Annotated in this window: 16 protein-coding genes and 3 pseudogenes; 9 read left to right on the top strand and 10 right to left on the bottom strand. The window is 67.4% G+C overall.

The window, feature by feature from the left end:
* Positions 1-54 precede the first annotated feature (54 nt).
* The 5 genes from ACQPWU_RS47840 (at position 55) to ACQPWU_RS47860 (ending at position 2,967) form a co-directional block, all read left to right on the top strand.
* A complete protein-coding gene (locus ACQPWU_RS47840; protein WP_433432856.1) occupies positions 55-282 on the top strand; it encodes a hypothetical protein in 228 nt (75 codons plus the stop codon).
* 48 nt (positions 283-330) lie between these two features.
* Entirely contained in the window at positions 331-1,071 is a 741-nt protein-coding gene (locus tag ACQPWU_RS47845; protein WP_433432858.1) for an integrase core domain-containing protein, read from the top strand.
* Between the two features lie 73 nt (positions 1,072-1,144).
* Positions 1,145-1,864, top strand: coding sequence for a transposase (locus ACQPWU_RS47850; RefSeq protein WP_433432860.1), 720 nt, complete (start codon positions 1,145-1,147; stop codon positions 1,862-1,864).
* An 82-nt stretch (positions 1,865-1,946) separates the two neighbouring features.
* Complete coding sequence (locus ACQPWU_RS47855) at positions 1,947-2,654, top strand: transposase (RefSeq protein WP_433445470.1); 708 nt, start codon at positions 1,947-1,949, stop codon at positions 2,652-2,654.
* 55 nt (positions 2,655-2,709) lie between these two features.
* Complete coding sequence (locus ACQPWU_RS47860; RefSeq protein WP_433445471.1) at positions 2,710-2,967, top strand: TetR/AcrR family transcriptional regulator C-terminal domain-containing protein; 258 nt, start codon at positions 2,710-2,712, stop codon at positions 2,965-2,967.
* Here ACQPWU_RS47860 and ACQPWU_RS47865 read toward each other — a convergent pair.
* Positions 2,945-3,205 carry a hypothetical protein gene (locus tag ACQPWU_RS47865; RefSeq protein ID WP_433445593.1) on the bottom strand — a complete coding sequence of 87 codons (261 nt, stop codon included), beginning with the start codon at positions 3,203-3,205 and terminating at the stop codon, positions 2,945-2,947. The genes ACQPWU_RS47860 and ACQPWU_RS47865 overlap by 23 nt on opposite strands.
* Here ACQPWU_RS47865 and ACQPWU_RS47870 point away from each other — a divergent pair.
* Positions 3,165-3,533, top strand: a pseudogene (locus ACQPWU_RS47870) (DUF6192 family protein); the annotation flags it as partial. The gene ACQPWU_RS47865 and the pseudogene ACQPWU_RS47870 overlap by 41 nt on opposite strands.
* An 89-nt stretch (positions 3,534-3,622) precedes the next feature.
* Here ACQPWU_RS47870 and ACQPWU_RS47875 read toward each other — a convergent pair.
* From ACQPWU_RS47875 to ACQPWU_RS47885, 3 genes and pseudogenes are all read right to left on the bottom strand, one after another.
* Positions 3,623-4,348, bottom strand: a complete 726-nt coding sequence (locus ACQPWU_RS47875) for an alpha/beta fold hydrolase (protein WP_433432861.1) — start codon at positions 4,346-4,348, stop codon at positions 3,623-3,625.
* Between the two features lie 39 nt (positions 4,349-4,387).
* A pseudogene (locus ACQPWU_RS47880) lies at positions 4,388-5,069 on the bottom strand (alpha/beta fold hydrolase).
* Positions 5,070-5,194: 125 nt separating this feature from the next.
* On the bottom strand, positions 5,195-5,650 hold the full coding sequence (locus ACQPWU_RS47885; protein ID WP_433432863.1) for a hypothetical protein: 456 nt from the start codon (positions 5,648-5,650) through the stop codon (positions 5,195-5,197).
* Between the two features lie 601 nt (positions 5,651-6,251).
* Between ACQPWU_RS47885 and ACQPWU_RS47890 the strand changes: the two genes are divergently transcribed.
* On the top strand, positions 6,252-6,710 hold the full coding sequence (locus ACQPWU_RS47890; protein ID WP_433432865.1) for an RICIN domain-containing protein: 459 nt from the start codon (positions 6,252-6,254) through the stop codon (positions 6,708-6,710).
* A gap of 468 nt (positions 6,711-7,178) precedes the next feature.
* On the opposite strand, the gene ACQPWU_RS47895 is transcribed toward ACQPWU_RS47890, so the two are convergent.
* The 3 genes from ACQPWU_RS47895 to ACQPWU_RS47905 form a co-directional block, all read right to left on the bottom strand.
* Positions 7,179-8,831 carry an IS4 family transposase gene (locus ACQPWU_RS47895; protein ID WP_433432867.1) on the bottom strand — a complete coding sequence of 551 codons (1,653 nt, stop codon included), beginning with the start codon at positions 8,829-8,831 and terminating at the stop codon, positions 7,179-7,181.
* Between the two features lie 271 nt (positions 8,832-9,102).
* Positions 9,103-10,317: an FAD-dependent monooxygenase gene (locus tag ACQPWU_RS47900; protein WP_433432869.1), complete on the bottom strand. Its 1,215-nt coding sequence runs from the start codon at positions 10,315-10,317 to the stop codon at positions 9,103-9,105.
* Positions 10,318-10,330: 13 nt separating this feature from the next.
* Positions 10,331-11,194 (bottom strand): SDR family NAD(P)-dependent oxidoreductase, encoded by an 864-nt coding sequence (locus tag ACQPWU_RS47905; RefSeq protein WP_433432871.1) that lies wholly within the window; start codon positions 11,192-11,194, stop codon positions 10,331-10,333.
* Positions 11,195-11,465: 271 nt separating this feature from the next.
* Here ACQPWU_RS47905 and ACQPWU_RS47910 point away from each other — a divergent pair, with 271 nt between their 5' ends.
* A complete protein-coding gene (locus ACQPWU_RS47910) occupies positions 11,466-12,149 on the top strand; it encodes a TetR/AcrR family transcriptional regulator (protein ID WP_433432872.1) in 684 nt (227 codons plus the stop codon).
* A gap of 476 nt (positions 12,150-12,625) precedes the next feature.
* On the opposite strand, the gene ACQPWU_RS47915 is transcribed toward ACQPWU_RS47910, so the two are convergent.
* Positions 12,626-13,648: a quinone oxidoreductase family protein gene (locus ACQPWU_RS47915; RefSeq protein WP_433432874.1), complete on the bottom strand. Its 1,023-nt coding sequence runs from the start codon at positions 13,646-13,648 to the stop codon at positions 12,626-12,628.
* Positions 13,645-14,835: an alpha/beta fold hydrolase gene (locus tag ACQPWU_RS47920; RefSeq protein ID WP_433432876.1), complete on the bottom strand. Its 1,191-nt coding sequence runs from the start codon at positions 14,833-14,835 to the stop codon at positions 13,645-13,647. Before ACQPWU_RS47920 ends, ACQPWU_RS47915 begins: the two co-directional genes overlap by 4 nt.
* Before the next feature lie 86 nt (positions 14,836-14,921).
* On the opposite strand from ACQPWU_RS47920, the gene ACQPWU_RS47925 reads away from it, so the two are divergent.
* Positions 14,922-15,338, top strand: a complete 417-nt coding sequence (locus tag ACQPWU_RS47925; RefSeq protein WP_433432877.1) for a MarR family winged helix-turn-helix transcriptional regulator — start codon at positions 14,922-14,924, stop codon at positions 15,336-15,338.
* Between the two features lie 41 nt (positions 15,339-15,379).
* On the opposite strand, the pseudogene ACQPWU_RS47930 reads toward ACQPWU_RS47925, so the two are convergent.
* A pseudogene (locus ACQPWU_RS47930) lies at positions 15,380-15,616 on the bottom strand (hypothetical protein); the annotation flags it as partial.
* Between the last annotated feature and the right edge of the window lie 103 nt (positions 15,617-15,719).

Consider the following 15,719-nt stretch of genomic DNA (forward strand, 5'->3'; position numbering starts at 1 on the left):
TCTGCCGCATCGTGGGCTGGCTGACGCTACTGGCCCGTAGCGACGCCTCCAAGAATGGAGATCCTCGTACTACGGCACGAGGTCGCCGCGCTGCGCCGTCAGGTGGGCCGTCAGGTGGGCCGTCAGGTGGGCCGTCAGGTGGGCCGTCCGAGGCTGTCGTGGACAGATCGAGCGGTGCTGTCCGCGCTGGCCCGCGGACTCCCGGCGATGCTGCGGGCCCACCGACTGGTGACGCCGGGGACGCTGCTGCGCTGGCACCGGCGTCTGGTCGCGCGTCATTAGACCTACCCGAACCGCGGGGTGGGACGGCCTGCGACCGATCCGGCGGTCGTGACGTTGATCCAGAGGGTGGCGCGGGAGAATCCGCGCTGGGGCTACGAGCGCATTCGCGGCGAACTGCGGCATCTGGGCCACCGGGTCAGCGGTGCGACGATTCGCCGGGTCTTGAAACGGGCGCGCTTGGGTCCGGCGCCGCGACGAGCTGATGACCGTTGGCGTGATTTCCTGCGCGCCCATGCCGCGAGCACGCTGGCTTGTGACTTTTTCACGGTGGACACCGTCACGCTGCGCCGGTTGTACGTCTTCTTCGTGGTGGAGGTCGGCACCCGGTTCGTGCACGTGCTCGGCGTGACCGCCCACCCTGACGGCGCATGGGCCGCCCAGCAAGCCCGTAATCTTCTCGCCGAACTGAAGGACCGGGCCGGGACGTTCCGGTTCCTGGTTCGAGATCGCGACGCGAAGTTCACCGACAGCTTTGATGAGGTGTTCGCAGGCGACGACATTCACGTGCTGAAGATCCCGCCGCGGTCGCCTCGCGCGAACGCGTTCGCCGAGCGATGGGTCCGCACCGCACGCACGGAATGCACCGATCGGCTGCTGATCTTCGGCGAACGGCACCTTCGCACCGTGCTGGACGAATATGCCGATCACTACAATCGCCACCGGCCGCACCGCTCCCTCGGCCTCCGAGCTCCCACCGACGAATCCGACCTGATCCCGCTGCCGACGGGCCGGATCGAGCGCCGCCAAGTCCTCGGCGGGCTGATCAACGAGTACCAACGAGCCAGCTGACCAACGGGGTGCAGTCATGAGAGACGCAGGTCAGAGCCTTGGGCCTAGTTTTGACACCCTTCACGCCGAAGCGGTGGCCACCGATCTGACCTGGAAGTACGCCCTCGGCCTGGACTTGGACGACCCGGGCTTTGACGCCAGCGTGCTGAGTGAGTTCCGCTCCCGGGTGATCGCTCATGAGCTGGAGGAAACGCCGCTGGATCTGCTGCTGTCGGCGTTGCAGGAGCGCGGCATGCTGGCGGCGGGTGGCAAGCAGCGCACCGACTCCACCCACGTGGTTTCCGCGGTGCGGGATGTGAACCGGGTGGAGTTGGCCGGGGAATGTGTGCGGGCCGCATTGGAAGCGCTGGCGGTGGCCGCGCCCGGCTGGGTGCAACAGGTGCTGGAGGTGCCCGGCTGGGCTGAGCGCTATGAGTTGCGGGCCGATTCCTGGCGGATGCCCACCTCCAAGACCAAGCAAGAGGAACTGGCGCGCGTCTATGGGGCGGACGGGTATGCGCTGGTCGAGGCCGTGTATGCGCCGTTCTCCCCCGTCTGGCTGCGCCACCTGCCGGCCGTTGACACGCTGCGCGTCATGCTGATCCAAAACTATGTGCGCACCACTGACCGGCGGGGGACGGCAGGTGATCAAACGGCGGCAGGACCTCAACCAGGGCGGCGAGGGACTGCCGCCCGGCAGATACCGGCTGGCCTCACCCCACGACCTCGACACCCGCTGGGCGGCCAAAGGCAGCGAGCTGGTGTGGAACGGCTACAAGGTGCACATCAGCGAAACCTGCCACCCCACCGATGACGCCGCCGACGCCCAAACCGCCCTCACTGAGGACGGCACCCACGACCGCCCCGGCACCACGCCGCCGAACCTGATCACGAACGTGGCCACCACCGACGCCACCATGCCCGACACGGCGATGACCGCCACCATCCACCGCCACCTGGCCCGGCGCGGACTGCTGCCCGCCGAGCACTACCTGGATGCCGGCTACTCCTCCGCCGAACTCATCGTCCAGGCCCGCGAGCGCCACCAACTGGCTCTGATCACGCCGTTGCGGACCGACAACTCCGTCCAGGCCCGCACCCGCAACGGCTACGACCGCACCGCCTTCACCATCGACTGGGAACGCCGGCAGGTCACCTGCCCGCAAGGACAAACCAGCACCTCCTGGACACCCTGCCGGCAAAAGCAACAGCCGATGATCGTCGCTGCCTTCCCGCTCAACGTCTGCCGCCCCTGCCCGGTGCGGACCTTGTGCACCAGCGCCCAGCGCAGCGGCCGCCACCTCACCCTGCACCCCCGGGCGATCCAGGAAACCCTCGACACCGCCCGCGCCGAACAGACCACCCCCGCCTGGCGCGACCGCTACGCCCTGCGGTGCGGCATCGAGGCCACCATCCATCAAGCCGTCACCGTCACCGATCTACGCCGCGCCCGCTACCGCGGCATCAAGAAAGTCCACCTCGAACACATCGTCTGCGCCATCGCGATCAACCTGATACGACTACACGCCTGGTGGAACGGTCACCCCCTGGCACGGAAACGCACCAGCCAACTGACCCGACTCGAACCAACCCTGACCGCCTGAAACGAGTTAACCAGCAGAGTCCTTCACCATCGCCGAACTGCCTCACCACCCGGAGCTGCAACGGTCCTGGCGCGACGACGGCACCGGACAGGCCATCCGCAATGTGGTCGCCGCCTACCTGGCCCAACGCGACCGCCGCGGGGAGCTCGCCGTACCCGACCCGGCGCTGGCCGCGCACCAGTTCGTCATGCTGCTCAGCGCCGAGGGGCAGGTGCGCTCGCTGCGCGGCCTACAGCCCCTGACCGAAGAGGAGATCCGGGAGATCGCTCACCAGACCACCGACCTGATCATCAGAGCCCACCGGCCTTCCTGACCATGCCATGATCGGGCACGTCACCCAAGAACGTTACGAGCAGCTCGTCGCCGAAGGCCGACGCCTCGTCGAACAGCAGACTCAGGCGCAATTCGCCCTGGGCGATATCGCCGTGGAATTCGAGCCTTTGCGCTCTCACGGCGGCCGCCCAGGCAGCACCCCAGCAGGAAGAGTTCCAGGTCAGCCAGTCCCTGCAGATGCTCGCGGACGACTTGGTAATCCCGTACAACACGATCAAGGACTATCGCTGGATCGCCTCCCGCTGGCCGGCCCAGCACCGGCGCCCGGGCATCTCCTTGAGCATCTACCGGATCCTGGCCTCCATCACCGACGAGCAAGAACGGTACGCCCGGCTCGCCGAACCGCCGCTGCACGAGCGCAGCGGGACCCGCCGCTGGACGATGGACGCCGCCAAGCGACTGGTCGGCCACCAGGTCGAGCACGCGGTCACCGTGCAGGAGAAAGTCGAGCGCATCCACGACCTGGCCCGTGATGAGGAAGTCGCCGCTCGGGTGGCCACCGATCTACTGCGCCGGCCACAGGTAGCTGACCGGTCCATGCGCGACGACCTGGCCAAGCAGGATAGAGCCATCGTGAACGGTCCTTCCGGGAACGTGAGACCTCTCCCTTCCCGCCTGCATCCCGGGGAGTTGGTTCAGTGCTCCGCGCAGAGGAAGGGAGCGGTGACGGACCAGAACTCCTCCAGCTTCAGGCTGTGCACGCGATGCCCGGCCTCCCCGACGGTCACCAGCCGGCAGTCGCCGATGATCCCGCTCATCCGGGCCAGCGCGCCCGGCGAGACGTGACTGCTCGGCCCGCCGCTGATGAGCAGTGTGGACGCACGGATCGCTTTCAGGCACTCCCACCAGCCGGGGTCGGGCGTCCTCATCTCCGTGATGATCGGCTCGAACGAGCGCCAGTCGAACGGCAGCGGGGTGGCCGGCTCGGCCATGGGGGCGATGGCTTCCCCCGGCGGGGTCTCCGGGGGAGGCGGGGTGTCCTCGACGACCAGGCGCCGGACCCGGCCGGGCTGCCGCTGTGCCACCAGGACGGCGACGGCCCCGCCCATCGAATGCCCGACCAGGTCCACCCGGTCGATCCCCCGGTGGTCGAGGAAGCCGAGCACGTCGTCGCGCATCGACGCCAGCGAGTACGTCCCCGTCCAGGTGCTGTCACCATGCCCCCGCAGGTCCAGGGCGAGGACGTGGCGGACACGGGCGGCCATCCGGGCCGCGAAGTCGTCCCACGTCCCGGCTGTGCTGCCCCACGCGTGCAGCAGCACCACCGGCACCCCGCGAGGGACGCCGATCTCGCGGAAGGCGATCGTCATGTCCCCGAGCGAGACCTTGCCATGCCGGATCTCCGGCGTCATTGAGCCCATGTGTCCGGATCCTACGAGTCGACCGGGGTGCGCGGCATATCACCGCATTTCACCCGCGAGTCGAAAGTCCCGTACGGCCCGGGCGAAACCGGCCGGGTCGTCGTCGTGCACCCAGTGCCCGCAACCGGGTAGCTCCCGCAGCTCGGTGGCCGACCGCCGGTCGGCCATCTGCCTGGCCATCGTGGTGGGCAGGACGAATCTGTCCAGGCCGTGCACAACAGGGCCGGGCAGCGCGAGCCGAGCCAGTCGGACCACCAGTCGTCGACCATGGCCTGCTGGGAATCCATCATGTCGGCGTAGTCGAACAGGAAGCCGCAGGCGTCGGGGCGCGCTCTCCAGGAAGTAGCTCGCGTCGGGGATGCCACGGGCATCGACCTGACTGCGCAGCTCGTGCAGGGTGGCGGCGCGGCGGGGCCAGGCATCGTACGTCCAGGACCGGGTGGGGGATCTCCGGTTGCCGGTTGTAGGCCCCGCCCTCCTCGACGACCAGGGCGCGTATGAGGTCCTGATGCCTGGCGGCGAGCTGGAAGGCGGTCACCCCGCCCATCGAGTGGCCGAGCGCGACCACCGGGCCGAGGTCGAGGTGACGCACGAACGCGGCAGCGTCGGCGACGTAGGTTTCCCGGCTGAAGTCGCCGCCGTCGCTGTGGCCGTGGCCACGCTGCTCCAGGGAGACGACCCGGTAGGCGGGGGCGAGGGCGGCGGCCGGCGGGGCGAACATTTTGGCCCGGCCGAAATGTCCGTGCAGGGCCAGGACCGGGATCCCGGCACCGCCGAAGTCGACGTAGGCCAGCCGCCGGCCGTCAATGAGCGCATATTTCTCGACAGGACGTACCAAGCGGCTCGTTATTCTAGTTTCTCCTCGAGGTCGCGGTGATGCGGATCGGTCAGGAACAGAGCGGTGAGGAACGCCACGGCCAGTGCCAGCCCAGCGGCGATGAGCGCGGCGTCCGCGAACCCGGCCACGAACGCGCCGCGGGCCAGTGCGTCGCCGCTTTGTCCGCCGAGTCGGGCCGCCGTCTCTATTGCGCCGGTAATAGACTCGCTGGCGAACGCTGGCAGGTCGCGCGCAGCCGATTCGGTGGACATACGGCCGGTGAGGTGACCGGTGACCACGCTGCCCAGGACGGCGACACCGAGGCTGCCGCCGAGTTTGAAGGCGGTCTCGTTGACGGCCGCGGCGGATCCCGCGCGCCGCTTGTGGCCGAACCCATGCGGCACATAGCCGGGACGATGGTGCTCGCCGACCGCGAACACATCCAGGCCGACGGTATCCGCATGCTTGGCGATCTCGCGGATCACCTTGATGCGTTGCTTTCCGACGGCGTCGTTCCGGTCACGGGGTCAGCCATCAGATCGCCGATGGCGAATATCCCTATTTCATGTTCTCCGTCCCGTCTTCTCCTCGCCCGGTTCTTCTCGTCCGTCTTCTCCCGAGCCGGTCAACTCAGCAGGAACAACCGGGTCCAGGCCGGTATACGTTCAGACAGGACGATGCACAGGACGGCGGCCACGCCAGCGGCCCCGGGCGGTCGGCGGGATAGGGACCGTACGAACTTGGTCACCCTCGCCGTGGAGGCGGACCGTACCGGTGCGAGCGATGATCGCGACGTCGTCGGCCTCCAGCCGTGCGCACTCCTCCTCGCGGGCCCCCGCATACAGCAGGACCACCCGCAGGTCAGACCTAAATCCGTTAGATTTCCGCCGTTTGCTACGGGGACCCCCACTGAATCCGGCCCTGGCGATGTCGTCGGCCTACGACGAAAGTCTTCGGGAAACATCGAAATGATAGCCGATCTTGGCTTTCGTCCGAGAAAGTAACCGGGTGAAAAAGCGATTCACGGGCTACGGAACAGCCCGACGCACAGCGGCAAAGCTGCGTAGAGTCGTCACCGCGGTGGCGATGTCAGTGGCAGTAACAGGCGCCGCGCTCTCGCTGACGGCGAGTCCCGCCGCAGCTGAGGTCCCCGCAAACGCGGGCAACTGGGTGCTCGCCAACTACAGCACCGAAGACGGCGTGGCTCGATGCCTGGACGATAGCGTCATCGCGCTGCGCGCCATCGGGTGCAACGACCTGAACTACCAGATCTGGGAAACGGGTCGGTTCGCCGACGGCACGTACGAGTTCCTCAACCACCAGACGGGCAAATGCCTGGACGACAGCCCCAATCTCCACCTGCGCACAGAGCGGTGCAACGGGGGATGGGGCGGCTACCAGAGGTGGAGGTCCGTTCGCACGAACGAGTTGATGAACGTGGCGACCGGCCTGTGCCTGGACTACAGCAATCAGAACAACCTGCGCACCTTCAACTGTAACGGCGGTTGGGGGGGCTTCCAGGACTGGTACTGGGTCAAGGGCTGATGAACCCATTCCTCGGCGTGCGCCGGAGAAAAATCCTTTCGGCGCACGCCGAGGAATGGCGTCCTTTTGTATGTACCGCCCCGCGAGAAGACTGCGTGGGGCGGTGCGCGTCTTGAGCCATCGTCCGCGGCGGGCGCTCACTCCAGACTCTGGCCAACAAGCACCGCTCGTCGGTGGCGAAGATGGCCCGCAGACATGCGGCCACCATCGCCACCCCGCACGGGCTGCGCCGCACAAAGGTGGCATCTGGCCTACAGCCGCCGCGTGCTACAACCGCACCACCACCTTCGGCGAACCAGGCCCCAGCGGTCCCCGCTGACGGCCAGCTTGTCGAGCGAGATCTGTCGGTGCGGAGAGCTACGGTCTGCTCACCCCCGATCCCTGTCCGAAGGAGACCAGATGTCATATCGGGACCATCTGACCGACATCACCGAGTTCGGCCCCGGGCCTTCCCCCAAGGCCAGGTAGTTAAGGTTTCTGGGCTGCTGGCAAGGGCGCTGCGGAGATCGGGTCGGCGGTGTAGACGCCTGGTTTGATCTTGTGGATGAGTCGGCTGGCGGCCCAGCGCGATAGCTGCCGATACATCGTGTTCAGAGTGACATCGCCGAGGTGTTGGGCGATGTCACGGGCCTTCCAGGGGCGGTTGGGGTCTTGGTGAAAGAGGGCCAGGACCTGTTGTTGTCTGCGGCGGTCGGTCGGGGCCATGGGTCGCTCGTCTCGGGAGGCGGCAGGCAGTGTGGGTGGGGGTGGCAGGAGGGTGATGTCGAGGTCGGTGATGGTGCGGCTGTGGTCGGGTCTGCCGTCGTCGAGTCGTTCGTTGTAACGAGAGATGGGCGATTTGACCTTGCGGGTGCTGACACGTGGGCGGCGGGGTGGCAGAAGCGCGGCCAGGACGCGGCGTCCGATGGTTCCGACCAGGCCGGTGGCGTTGCCGGGGTTGTCGCCAGGCTGAATTACCAGGTCGCGGGCGGCGTGCAGGGCGATGGAGAAGCCGCAGCGGTCGGGGTCGGTGCCGGGCCGGGACTCGGCGGCGTCGACCATCGCCGTGCGAAGGAGCTGATAGAGCGTGAGCACCGACCACATCTCCTGTTCCAGGCCGGCGGGGTCGCCTGAGCGCAGGATCCGTCCTTGCATGATCGTGTGGCGGAGCGCGTAGTAGGCGGACTCGTGTTCCCATCGCTGGTGGTAGAGCCTGACCAGGGCGGCGGCCGGGTAGCGGCGGGCATCGGTCAATGTGGTGGCCAGGCGGTAGGTGCCGGTGAAGGTGGTGCCGTCGCCGCAGGTCACTGTTATGCGGGCCTCGATGACGCGGATCTGCAAGGCGCCGATCATCGACAGGTAGGAGCCGTCGGTGAGCATGGCCAGTATGGGGGTGCGCCGGTTGCTGCGCAGCCGGCCGAGCACCTGGGCGCCGGTGGCGCTGACCTGGGCGAGGAAGGCGTTGCCGTCGAAGCCCTTGTCCCATAACACGAGCATGTCGGGCTTCAGCAGGTGCAGCAGGCGGCGGGCATAGCCGCTCTCGCCCTCGCCGGTGGGGCCGAAGACCGCGCCGATCAAGGCCCGCGTTCCGGTCTCGACGAGCGTCATCAGCTCCAGCAGGGGATAGCCGCCGTGGCCAGGGCTGCCCAGCCAGGCCCGGTTACGGACGGTGTCGGGGGCCTTGAGAGAACTGCAGCCGTCGAAGGAGACCGTGCGGTAGACCCCGAACCGTACTCCGGGCGTCGTGGGCTGGGCCAGCGGTCCGCTCAGGACCCCGAACAGGCGCTGCATCGGCGCGCCGCCGACCCTGCGGCGCAGATCACGCAGCGCTTTGGCAATGGGCGTCACGACCGGCAAGGCAGCCAGCGAAGCCGTCAGCTTCTGCCAGACCAGCAGGTAGCCGACCTCGGGAAACAGACACATCGCCAGCAGGAAGTAGACCCCGACACGCGAGGGCAGAGCGCGCAGACGACGCTGAACGCCGCGGGTCTCATCAAGGACCGCATCGACGAGCTCGAACGGCACGAGCGCGGTCAACTCCCCCAAATGCCCGGGAGCGAACAATCGCCCCGCTGCCGAGCGGGGCGAAGAGTCCGTCTCGACAGCGCGGGAAACAGCAGAGCTGGCATACTCGGCAAGCAACGGAGATCCAGTTCTTCGACGGCTGGTTGTGGAAGATCACCGTTCTACTGGATCTCCGTTCCCATGTCCTGAGAACTCGTGGGCTTGACAGCGCCACGGGCAACCTTAACTACCTGGCCTTGGGGGAAGTCCCCAGGTTGTCACTTGTGTCATTGACCGCAGTGGCCGCGTCGACGGCGTCCCATCGCAAACCCTCGAAGGAGCGCCGCTCAAAGCGTCCGGTGCAACGGCCTGAGCCACTCAGGTGGCCTTGAGCATTGTGTCGTCGCGGTCAGTCCTGCAGGCTGTCGGGATAGTTCTTGACCTCGACGTCCTCATGAACGCCCGTGCTGTTGATGCGCTTGGACAGGGCGCGCCCCATCTGGGCAGGCAGCGCGCCGATCAGGCGCAGGGCCTGGGCGCCCGCCCAGACCTGAGCCCGGGTGCCAGGAATCACCTGCTTGACCATCCGTACAGCGTAGGCCCGCGCCTTCCGCACGTAACCGGCCATTTCGCGCTCGTAGGCGGGGAAGGCTGCGGTGTGGTCGCCGCTGGCGGCGGCCAGCTCACCCGCGAGCACATACGCCCCGATCACGGCCATGCTGGTGCTGGCGCCGACCGCCGGCCCGGGGCAGTACGCGGCGTCGCCGACAAGGCTCACTCGGCCCCGCGACCAGTTGTCCAGGCGTAGCTGTGTGATCTCGTCGAAGTAGAAGGCTGGGGCACGGTCCAGCTCGGCGAGCAGCCGGGGCGCCTCCCAGCCGGTCCCGCCGAAGTGCTCGCGCAGCAGTTCCTTCTGCCGCGTGGTGTCGCGGTGGTGGTAGTCGAGGCGGCCGGGGGTGCGGAACATGAAGATCACCCGAGCCTCGTCCATCTGCCGCGGGCTGTACATGGCCAGCATGCGGCCGGGGTCGGCCATAGTGATCATCTCGGCGGAGAGCCCGAGGTGGTCGGGAACGGTGGCCACTGCCACGTAGCCGCCGAGGTGATGAGAGAAGTGGTGTTCCTCACCGAAGGCCAGTCCGCGGACGTTGGAGTGCAGGCCATCGGCGCCGATCACCAGGTCGAAGGAGCGGGGTGACCCGTGCCCGAAGGTGACGCGCACCTCGTCCTGGCCATCGTCGACGGAGGTGATGGAGTCGTCGAAGACATATTCGATGTCATCGCGGGTGGCATCGAAGAAGATCTCGCTCAGGTCGTCGCGCATGATCTCGACGTGCCTGCCGTTGGTCACGCCCAGTGCGCTGTGGTGGTCGAGCCGGATGGGACTGGCGCCCTCCATCAGGAACGTCACGCGTTCCGTGCCGACCTCATTGTCCGCAATGGTGTGTAGCAGGCCCATACGTTCGACGATCCGCAGTGAGGGGCGGAACAGGTCGACGGCGTGTCCGCCGGTCTTGCGGAGAGTGGGAGCCCGCTCGATCACGGTGGGCCGGAAGCCATACCGGTTTAGCCAGTACGCGAGCACGGGGCCGGCCACACTGGCTCCCGAGATCAAGATTCGCATCGCACTTCCCCGCTCATCCGGACAGAATGGTCGACTTGATCGCGTGTTCGAACGCGGCGGCGATCTGTCGGTCGCGTTCGGTCTCCGGCGGCATCGCCTCCAGCATGGCCCGGGTGCGTTGCTCGATCGGACCGGCCAGCATCCGGTCGGTGTGCACGTATAGCCTGTTCTCCCGCACGGCCTGCACGACCTGCTCACCGACCACGTCCGCCGGCAGTCCGAAGCGCTCGAACAGCGCGTCGCGTGCCTCATGGGCGGGCAGCCCGCCGCCGGGATCGAGCTTGGCGCTGTTGGCCATGACGCGGGTGCGCACGAATCCGGGGCAGACCACGGTCACCCCGATGCCGCGTTCACTGAGCTCCCTGTGCTGCCGTAACGATTCCGACAGACCGACCACGGCGAACTTGGAAGCGACGTAGAGGATCTTGTCGCTGGCGACGAGCCCCGCGCCGGAGGCGACGTTCACGATCTGGGCCGGCCCGCCCCGGTCCAGCATGCGGGGCAGGAACGTCTGCAGGCCGTTGACCGTGCCGCCCAGGTTGATACCCAGCACGTGGTCCCACAACTCGTAGGTCAGCGCGGACGGGGCAGCAGCGGCAGCGACCCCGGCGTTGTTGCAGAGCACGGTAACCGGGCCGAGCCGCTCTTCGACCGTGTCGGCCATGCGGGCGAAGGCGTCGCGGTCGCGGACGTCCAATGCGTACGCGCTCACCTCGCCCAGGGCCGACAGCTCCAGCTCGGCGGCTCGGAGCTGGTCACGATCGACGTCCGCCAGCGCGATCCGAGCGCCGGCCCGGGCGAAGGCACGGGCGAGGCCGAGTCCGACGCCCTGCGCCCCGCCGGTGATGAAAACGGTGGCATCCGCAATGTTCTCCATGATCTCCTTCCATTTTATACAGCTACTGCATTTATATAGCTACCTTACAACACAAGCTACTGCATCAACATGGCCGGCGGCACGACGGGGATGGCCGGCACTTCAAGCGAGCACCGTGAGCGACACAGACAGGGCGTTGCAGCGGATCTCCCACATAGGTGCGTTGCAAGCTGCTCGGCTTGCCAGGCGGTGCGTGTCTCCACCGTCACCACAAGGGAGCGATGCTGCGAGTACAGCAGCGCAAAAAATTCAGTCACTGTAGTCTGAGAGCATGGTTGAGGCTACGGGGCGACGAGAGCGCAAGAAGCTCCAGACGCGACAGGCGCTGGTGGATGCGGCCATGCGGTTGTTCGAGCAGAAGGGATTCGACCGCACCATGGTGATCGAAATCGCAGAAGCCGCCGATGTGTCGGAACGGACGTTCTACCTGCATTTCCGCACCAAAGAGGATGTCGTGATCGGCACCGCGCAGGAGCGCCTGGACGAAGGGTTGCGGGCGATCGCGGAGTGGCGGCCCGGCGAGAGCGTGGCGGAGGTTCTTGAACGCGCTACGCAGGCGATAGTCGAGAACACCTGGCGTTCGGACGTGCCAAGCGGGCTGGCCGCGCTACGAGTGAAGCTGCTCGCCTCCACACCGTCGGTCCAGGCGCGGCTGGTGCACCAGATGTTGCGGACACAGGGTGAGCTGGTTGAGGCGCTGCATCGGGCGGCACCAGAGCTGATCAGCCGGACTGATGCGGCGGCACTGGTGGGCGCGGTGCTCGGCGCACTCAACGCCACCGCCATCCTCAGCATGGAGCAAGGTGACGGACCCGATCAGGTGCGCGCCGCGTTGCGCCGTGCCATCGACCTCGCGCTACGACCTCAGCAAATGATCGGCCTGCGGAAGCAAACCGGCGGGGGAAACGAGACCGGCCAAGCACCCAGGGGCACGACGCCTGCCAACCCAAGTTGATCGGCCATCAATGGCTTACCCGGTCTCCTGCGCCACGATCGTACGGCCGAACGCTCGCACACGCGAAGAGATCGGGCTCCGGTACGAATTCTGCGATGTTTGGTTGCGGCCACGCACTTTGGCTCATTTCGGACGGTCAAGGAATGGGTTCCTGGAACGCCCGTACAACCAGATGTTGCGTGGGGGCGGAACCCTCTTCACCCCCAGAACGGCCACACCGAGATCAACCATGCGCCCGCCGAGCCCACTCCTGGAGACGGTGACGATTGCACGATACGAGTGGTCATCGATGATCCGGTTGCTCCAGGTCGCCACCTGCAGGTGGGCCATCCCTTTCCAAGCATCGCGTTCCGCTTTCCTGTGTGAGTCTGTTGTGGCCACGGGGGAGGGGGTGCGCCACGCCCCGGGCCGCAAGTACGGGCTGCTGGCCACGATCAACACTGGCATGCTGACCCGTTAGGCGGTTGCTTACCGGTTCATGATGTGGTGAGAATGATCTTGCCTGGGGCTTCGCGCCGTTCCAGAGCACGGTGTGCCTCGGCGGCCTCAGCGAGTGGGAAGCAGGCCCCGATTCGTGGCCGGATGTGACGCCCCAGTGCGAGCTCGAAGAGGTGCGTGAGTAGTGCCCGGTGCTGGGACGGGTCTGCGGCGATCTCCCGGGGCAGCGTGCAGAGGGCCGTGCGCTTGCCAGGCAGCAGGTTCAGCATTCTGTTGCGCAGCGCGCCGCGGATGGTGTCGGCCAGCACGTGTCCTGGCCGACCCATGAAGGCGTAACTGACCAGCACACCGCCCGGCGCGAGGAGGCGATGGCCAGCGCGCATGCTGGAGCCACCGAGGTGGTCGTAGACGATCCGGACGCCTTCGGGGTGCTTGGCGCGTACGACCTGGGCGACGTCCTGGCGGCGGTAGTCGATGGGCACGATGTCGTAGTCGCGCAACCGGTGCAGGCTGCGCTCGGAGGCGGTGCCGTACATGACCAGGCCCCGGTGGGCGCCGAGTTGGCACAGCGCGTCGCCCACGCCGCCGGTCGCGCCGTGGATGAGCACGGTGTCGCCCGGGCGGGCCCGGCTGTGGCGGTCAAGGAGGCTCAGCGCGGTTAGGTAGTCCAGCGGGAGCGCCGCCGCCGCTCGGGTGTCCAGGCCATCCGGTACGGCGGCCAGCAGCCGGACGGGCACGTTGGCGTATTCCGTGTAGCCGCCCATCCTTGTCAGGCAGGCGGCGACCCGGGCACCAGGCACCAGCCAGGGCGGCACCGGCTCCGCGTGGTGGTCGACGACCTCGCCCACGACCTCGTATCCGGGTGTGAACGGGAGCCCGCGCTGGAAGATGTACTCGCCCTTGCGCGCCATCACGTCGGTGTAGCCGACCGCCGCGGCCAGAACCCTGATGCGGACCTGGCCGCGCCCAGGGGCGGAGGTGACCGCATCGGCCTGTCTCAGCACTCCGGCGTCGCCGAAGCGCTGCACCACGATCCGCCCGTGCTTGATCGGCTTGCTCATCGGCCTGCTCCCTTGATGGTGGACGCCCAGTCGAAGATGACCTCGTGGGCGAGGTGGACGGCGCCGTTCTGGCAGTGCAGGCCGCCGCCTTCGGCCCCGGGGAACTCGTGCACCTGGACCGAGCGCGCGCTGGTCAGCCGGCGGGCGAAGTCGTGGGCGAGGCGGTTGTCGAAGAAGTGCTCGTCCTCGCCCAGCAGGATCAGGACATCGGCTTCAATGGTGTCCGCCCACTGACCGTCGTCGTATCTGCCGATCTCTGCGATCAGTTCGGGAAGAGTGGTCACTCCGAACGTCCACAGCGCGTTGCCGAGCGCCCAGCGCAGCTCAGCGTCGTAACGTGCGTTCAGCCTGATCAGCAGCTGAAGCCAGGCGGGCATGGCGCCGATCCGCCCGCGCAGCAACCGGGGCATCTTGTGGGCGAAGGCTCGTAACATGCCGGGGAAGTAGTCGAGCAGCACGATCGCGTCGTAGCGCTTCTCCATCGCGGCCGCCCGGGCCAGCAGGTGGCCACCGAAGCTCACCCCCACCCCGATGATCGCGCCGGGACCGCAGTGCCGTCCCAGCGAGTCGATCGCCGTGGCGGCCGGCCGTTCCCACTGTGGCGTGAACGGCATCCCGAACTCCCGCAGCAGGTTGCCCTGCCCCGGCCCCTCGTACAGCAGCACGTGGAAGCCCCGCTCCAGCGCGCCGGCGCCGATGACGAAGTACAACTCCTCCGGCGTCGAGTCGAAGCCCCCATGCACCACTAACACGTCCCGGGCGCCGGGGTGCGGTGACCGCAGGAAGATCGTCTCCATCTCGGCGCCCTCGTACGGAGTGCGCGAGCGAGTGGCGTCCACGCCGAGGGCTGCCAGTCCGGCATCGAACCAGGTCCGGGAACGGCTCGCGCAGTTCATGCGACGAGGGTCGCCGGGTTCGAGGTAGAACTCGGCGGTGCGCATGTAGTTGCTCGCCCGCAGCAGCGCCTTACCTCTTGAGACGCGGTCGCTCAGCTGTTCGCCGCGGGCGTACGCGGTCATGGCCAGGCGGGTCCATTGCCGATGCCAGGATTCGAAGTCACCTGGGCGTACCCGCGAGACCGCGGAGACGACCTCGCCGTAGTCGGCTCCGTTGAACGGGCTGGACCACAGTGCCCGGACCGCTTCGAAGTGAAACGTTGATGTTCGTGACAGGACGGGGCCGCGCATACCACGCTCCAGAAATACGTCATGACATCTAATGATATGACACACAATATCTATGTCATGTCATCGATTCAAGTAGACTGCCGCCCGTGGACCAGGTGCTGGAATTCGTACTCGCCGTCAAGGCCGCACATCGGGAGATCAACCGGCGCTTCAGCGAAGCCCTGAAGCCGCTGGGCATCACGGTGGTCCAGGCCGAAGCGATCCTCATCCTCGCCGACGACCAACCCCTCACCCTGGGCGAACTAGGCACGCGCCTCATCGCAGAGACCGGCAATCCCAGCCGGCTCGCCGACCGCCTCCAAGCCGCCGACCTCATCCAGCGCCATCCGTCTCCACACGACCGCCGCCACGTCGAACTCACCCTGACCGCCCACGGCCGCGAGATGGCCACCCGCATCCAGCAAGCGCGCCGACCCCTGCTGGACTGGGGCCGCACGCTCCTGGACGACTCCCAATTCGCCGCCGCCACTACCGCACTGCACCGCGTTCGCGAACAACCCTGACCTATAAGGCAGCGCAGGGCTCGTAGGAGCCGGTTGTAGGTGCGGTTGTCTGGGCTGAGGATTTGGTTGCCTTCGGGCTTCCTGATCGGCGTGTGGATGCCGATTCCGGCGCCGTTGTCGCCGCTGTCGGCGAGGGTGGGCAGGCCACGTGCTGCGGCGTACAGCGCGCCCAGCACGTGCGCGCGGGCGGCGGACAGGTCATGGACGGAGCCGGGCTCGACCTCGCCGATCCACACGGCAGGCCGTTGGCGCCGAGAGGGGTTGGAGGTTGCCGGCATGCTGGTGGGCCTTCTTTATGCAGGAGGCGGGCGACGTGCTGAAGGAGTGCGCGGGAGACGTCCAGCGTGGCACGATGAGCAATCACGTGGAGCCTTCCGGAGC

Source organism: Nonomuraea sp. CA-141351, assembly GCF_050944675.1.
Lineage (GTDB): Bacteria > Actinomycetota > Actinomycetes > Streptosporangiales > Streptosporangiaceae > Nonomuraea.

Coding starts and splice junctions, on each gene's coding strand:
- ACQPWU_RS47840 (WP_433432856.1), top strand. CDS start 55: ATGGAGATCCTCGTACTACGGCACGAGGTCGCCGCGCTGCGCCGTCAG.
- ACQPWU_RS47875 (WP_433432861.1), bottom strand. CDS start 4,348: ATGGGCTCAATGACGCCGGAGATCCGGCATGGCAAGGTCTCGCTCGGG.
- ACQPWU_RS47890 (WP_433432865.1), top strand. CDS start 6,252: ATGTCAGTGGCAGTAACAGGCGCCGCGCTCTCGCTGACGGCGAGTCCC.
- ACQPWU_RS47900 (WP_433432869.1), bottom strand. CDS start 10,317: ATGCGAATCTTGATCTCGGGAGCCAGTGTGGCCGGCCCCGTGCTCGCG.
- ACQPWU_RS47905 (WP_433432871.1), bottom strand. CDS start 11,194: ATGGAGAACATTGCGGATGCCACCGTTTTCATCACCGGCGGGGCGCAG.
- ACQPWU_RS47910 (WP_433432872.1), top strand. CDS start 11,466: ATGGTTGAGGCTACGGGGCGACGAGAGCGCAAGAAGCTCCAGACGCGA.
- ACQPWU_RS47915 (WP_433432874.1), bottom strand. CDS start 13,648: ATGAGCAAGCCGATCAAGCACGGGCGGATCGTGGTGCAGCGCTTCGGC.
- ACQPWU_RS47920 (WP_433432876.1), bottom strand. CDS start 14,835: ATGCGCGGCCCCGTCCTGTCACGAACATCAACGTTTCACTTCGAAGCG.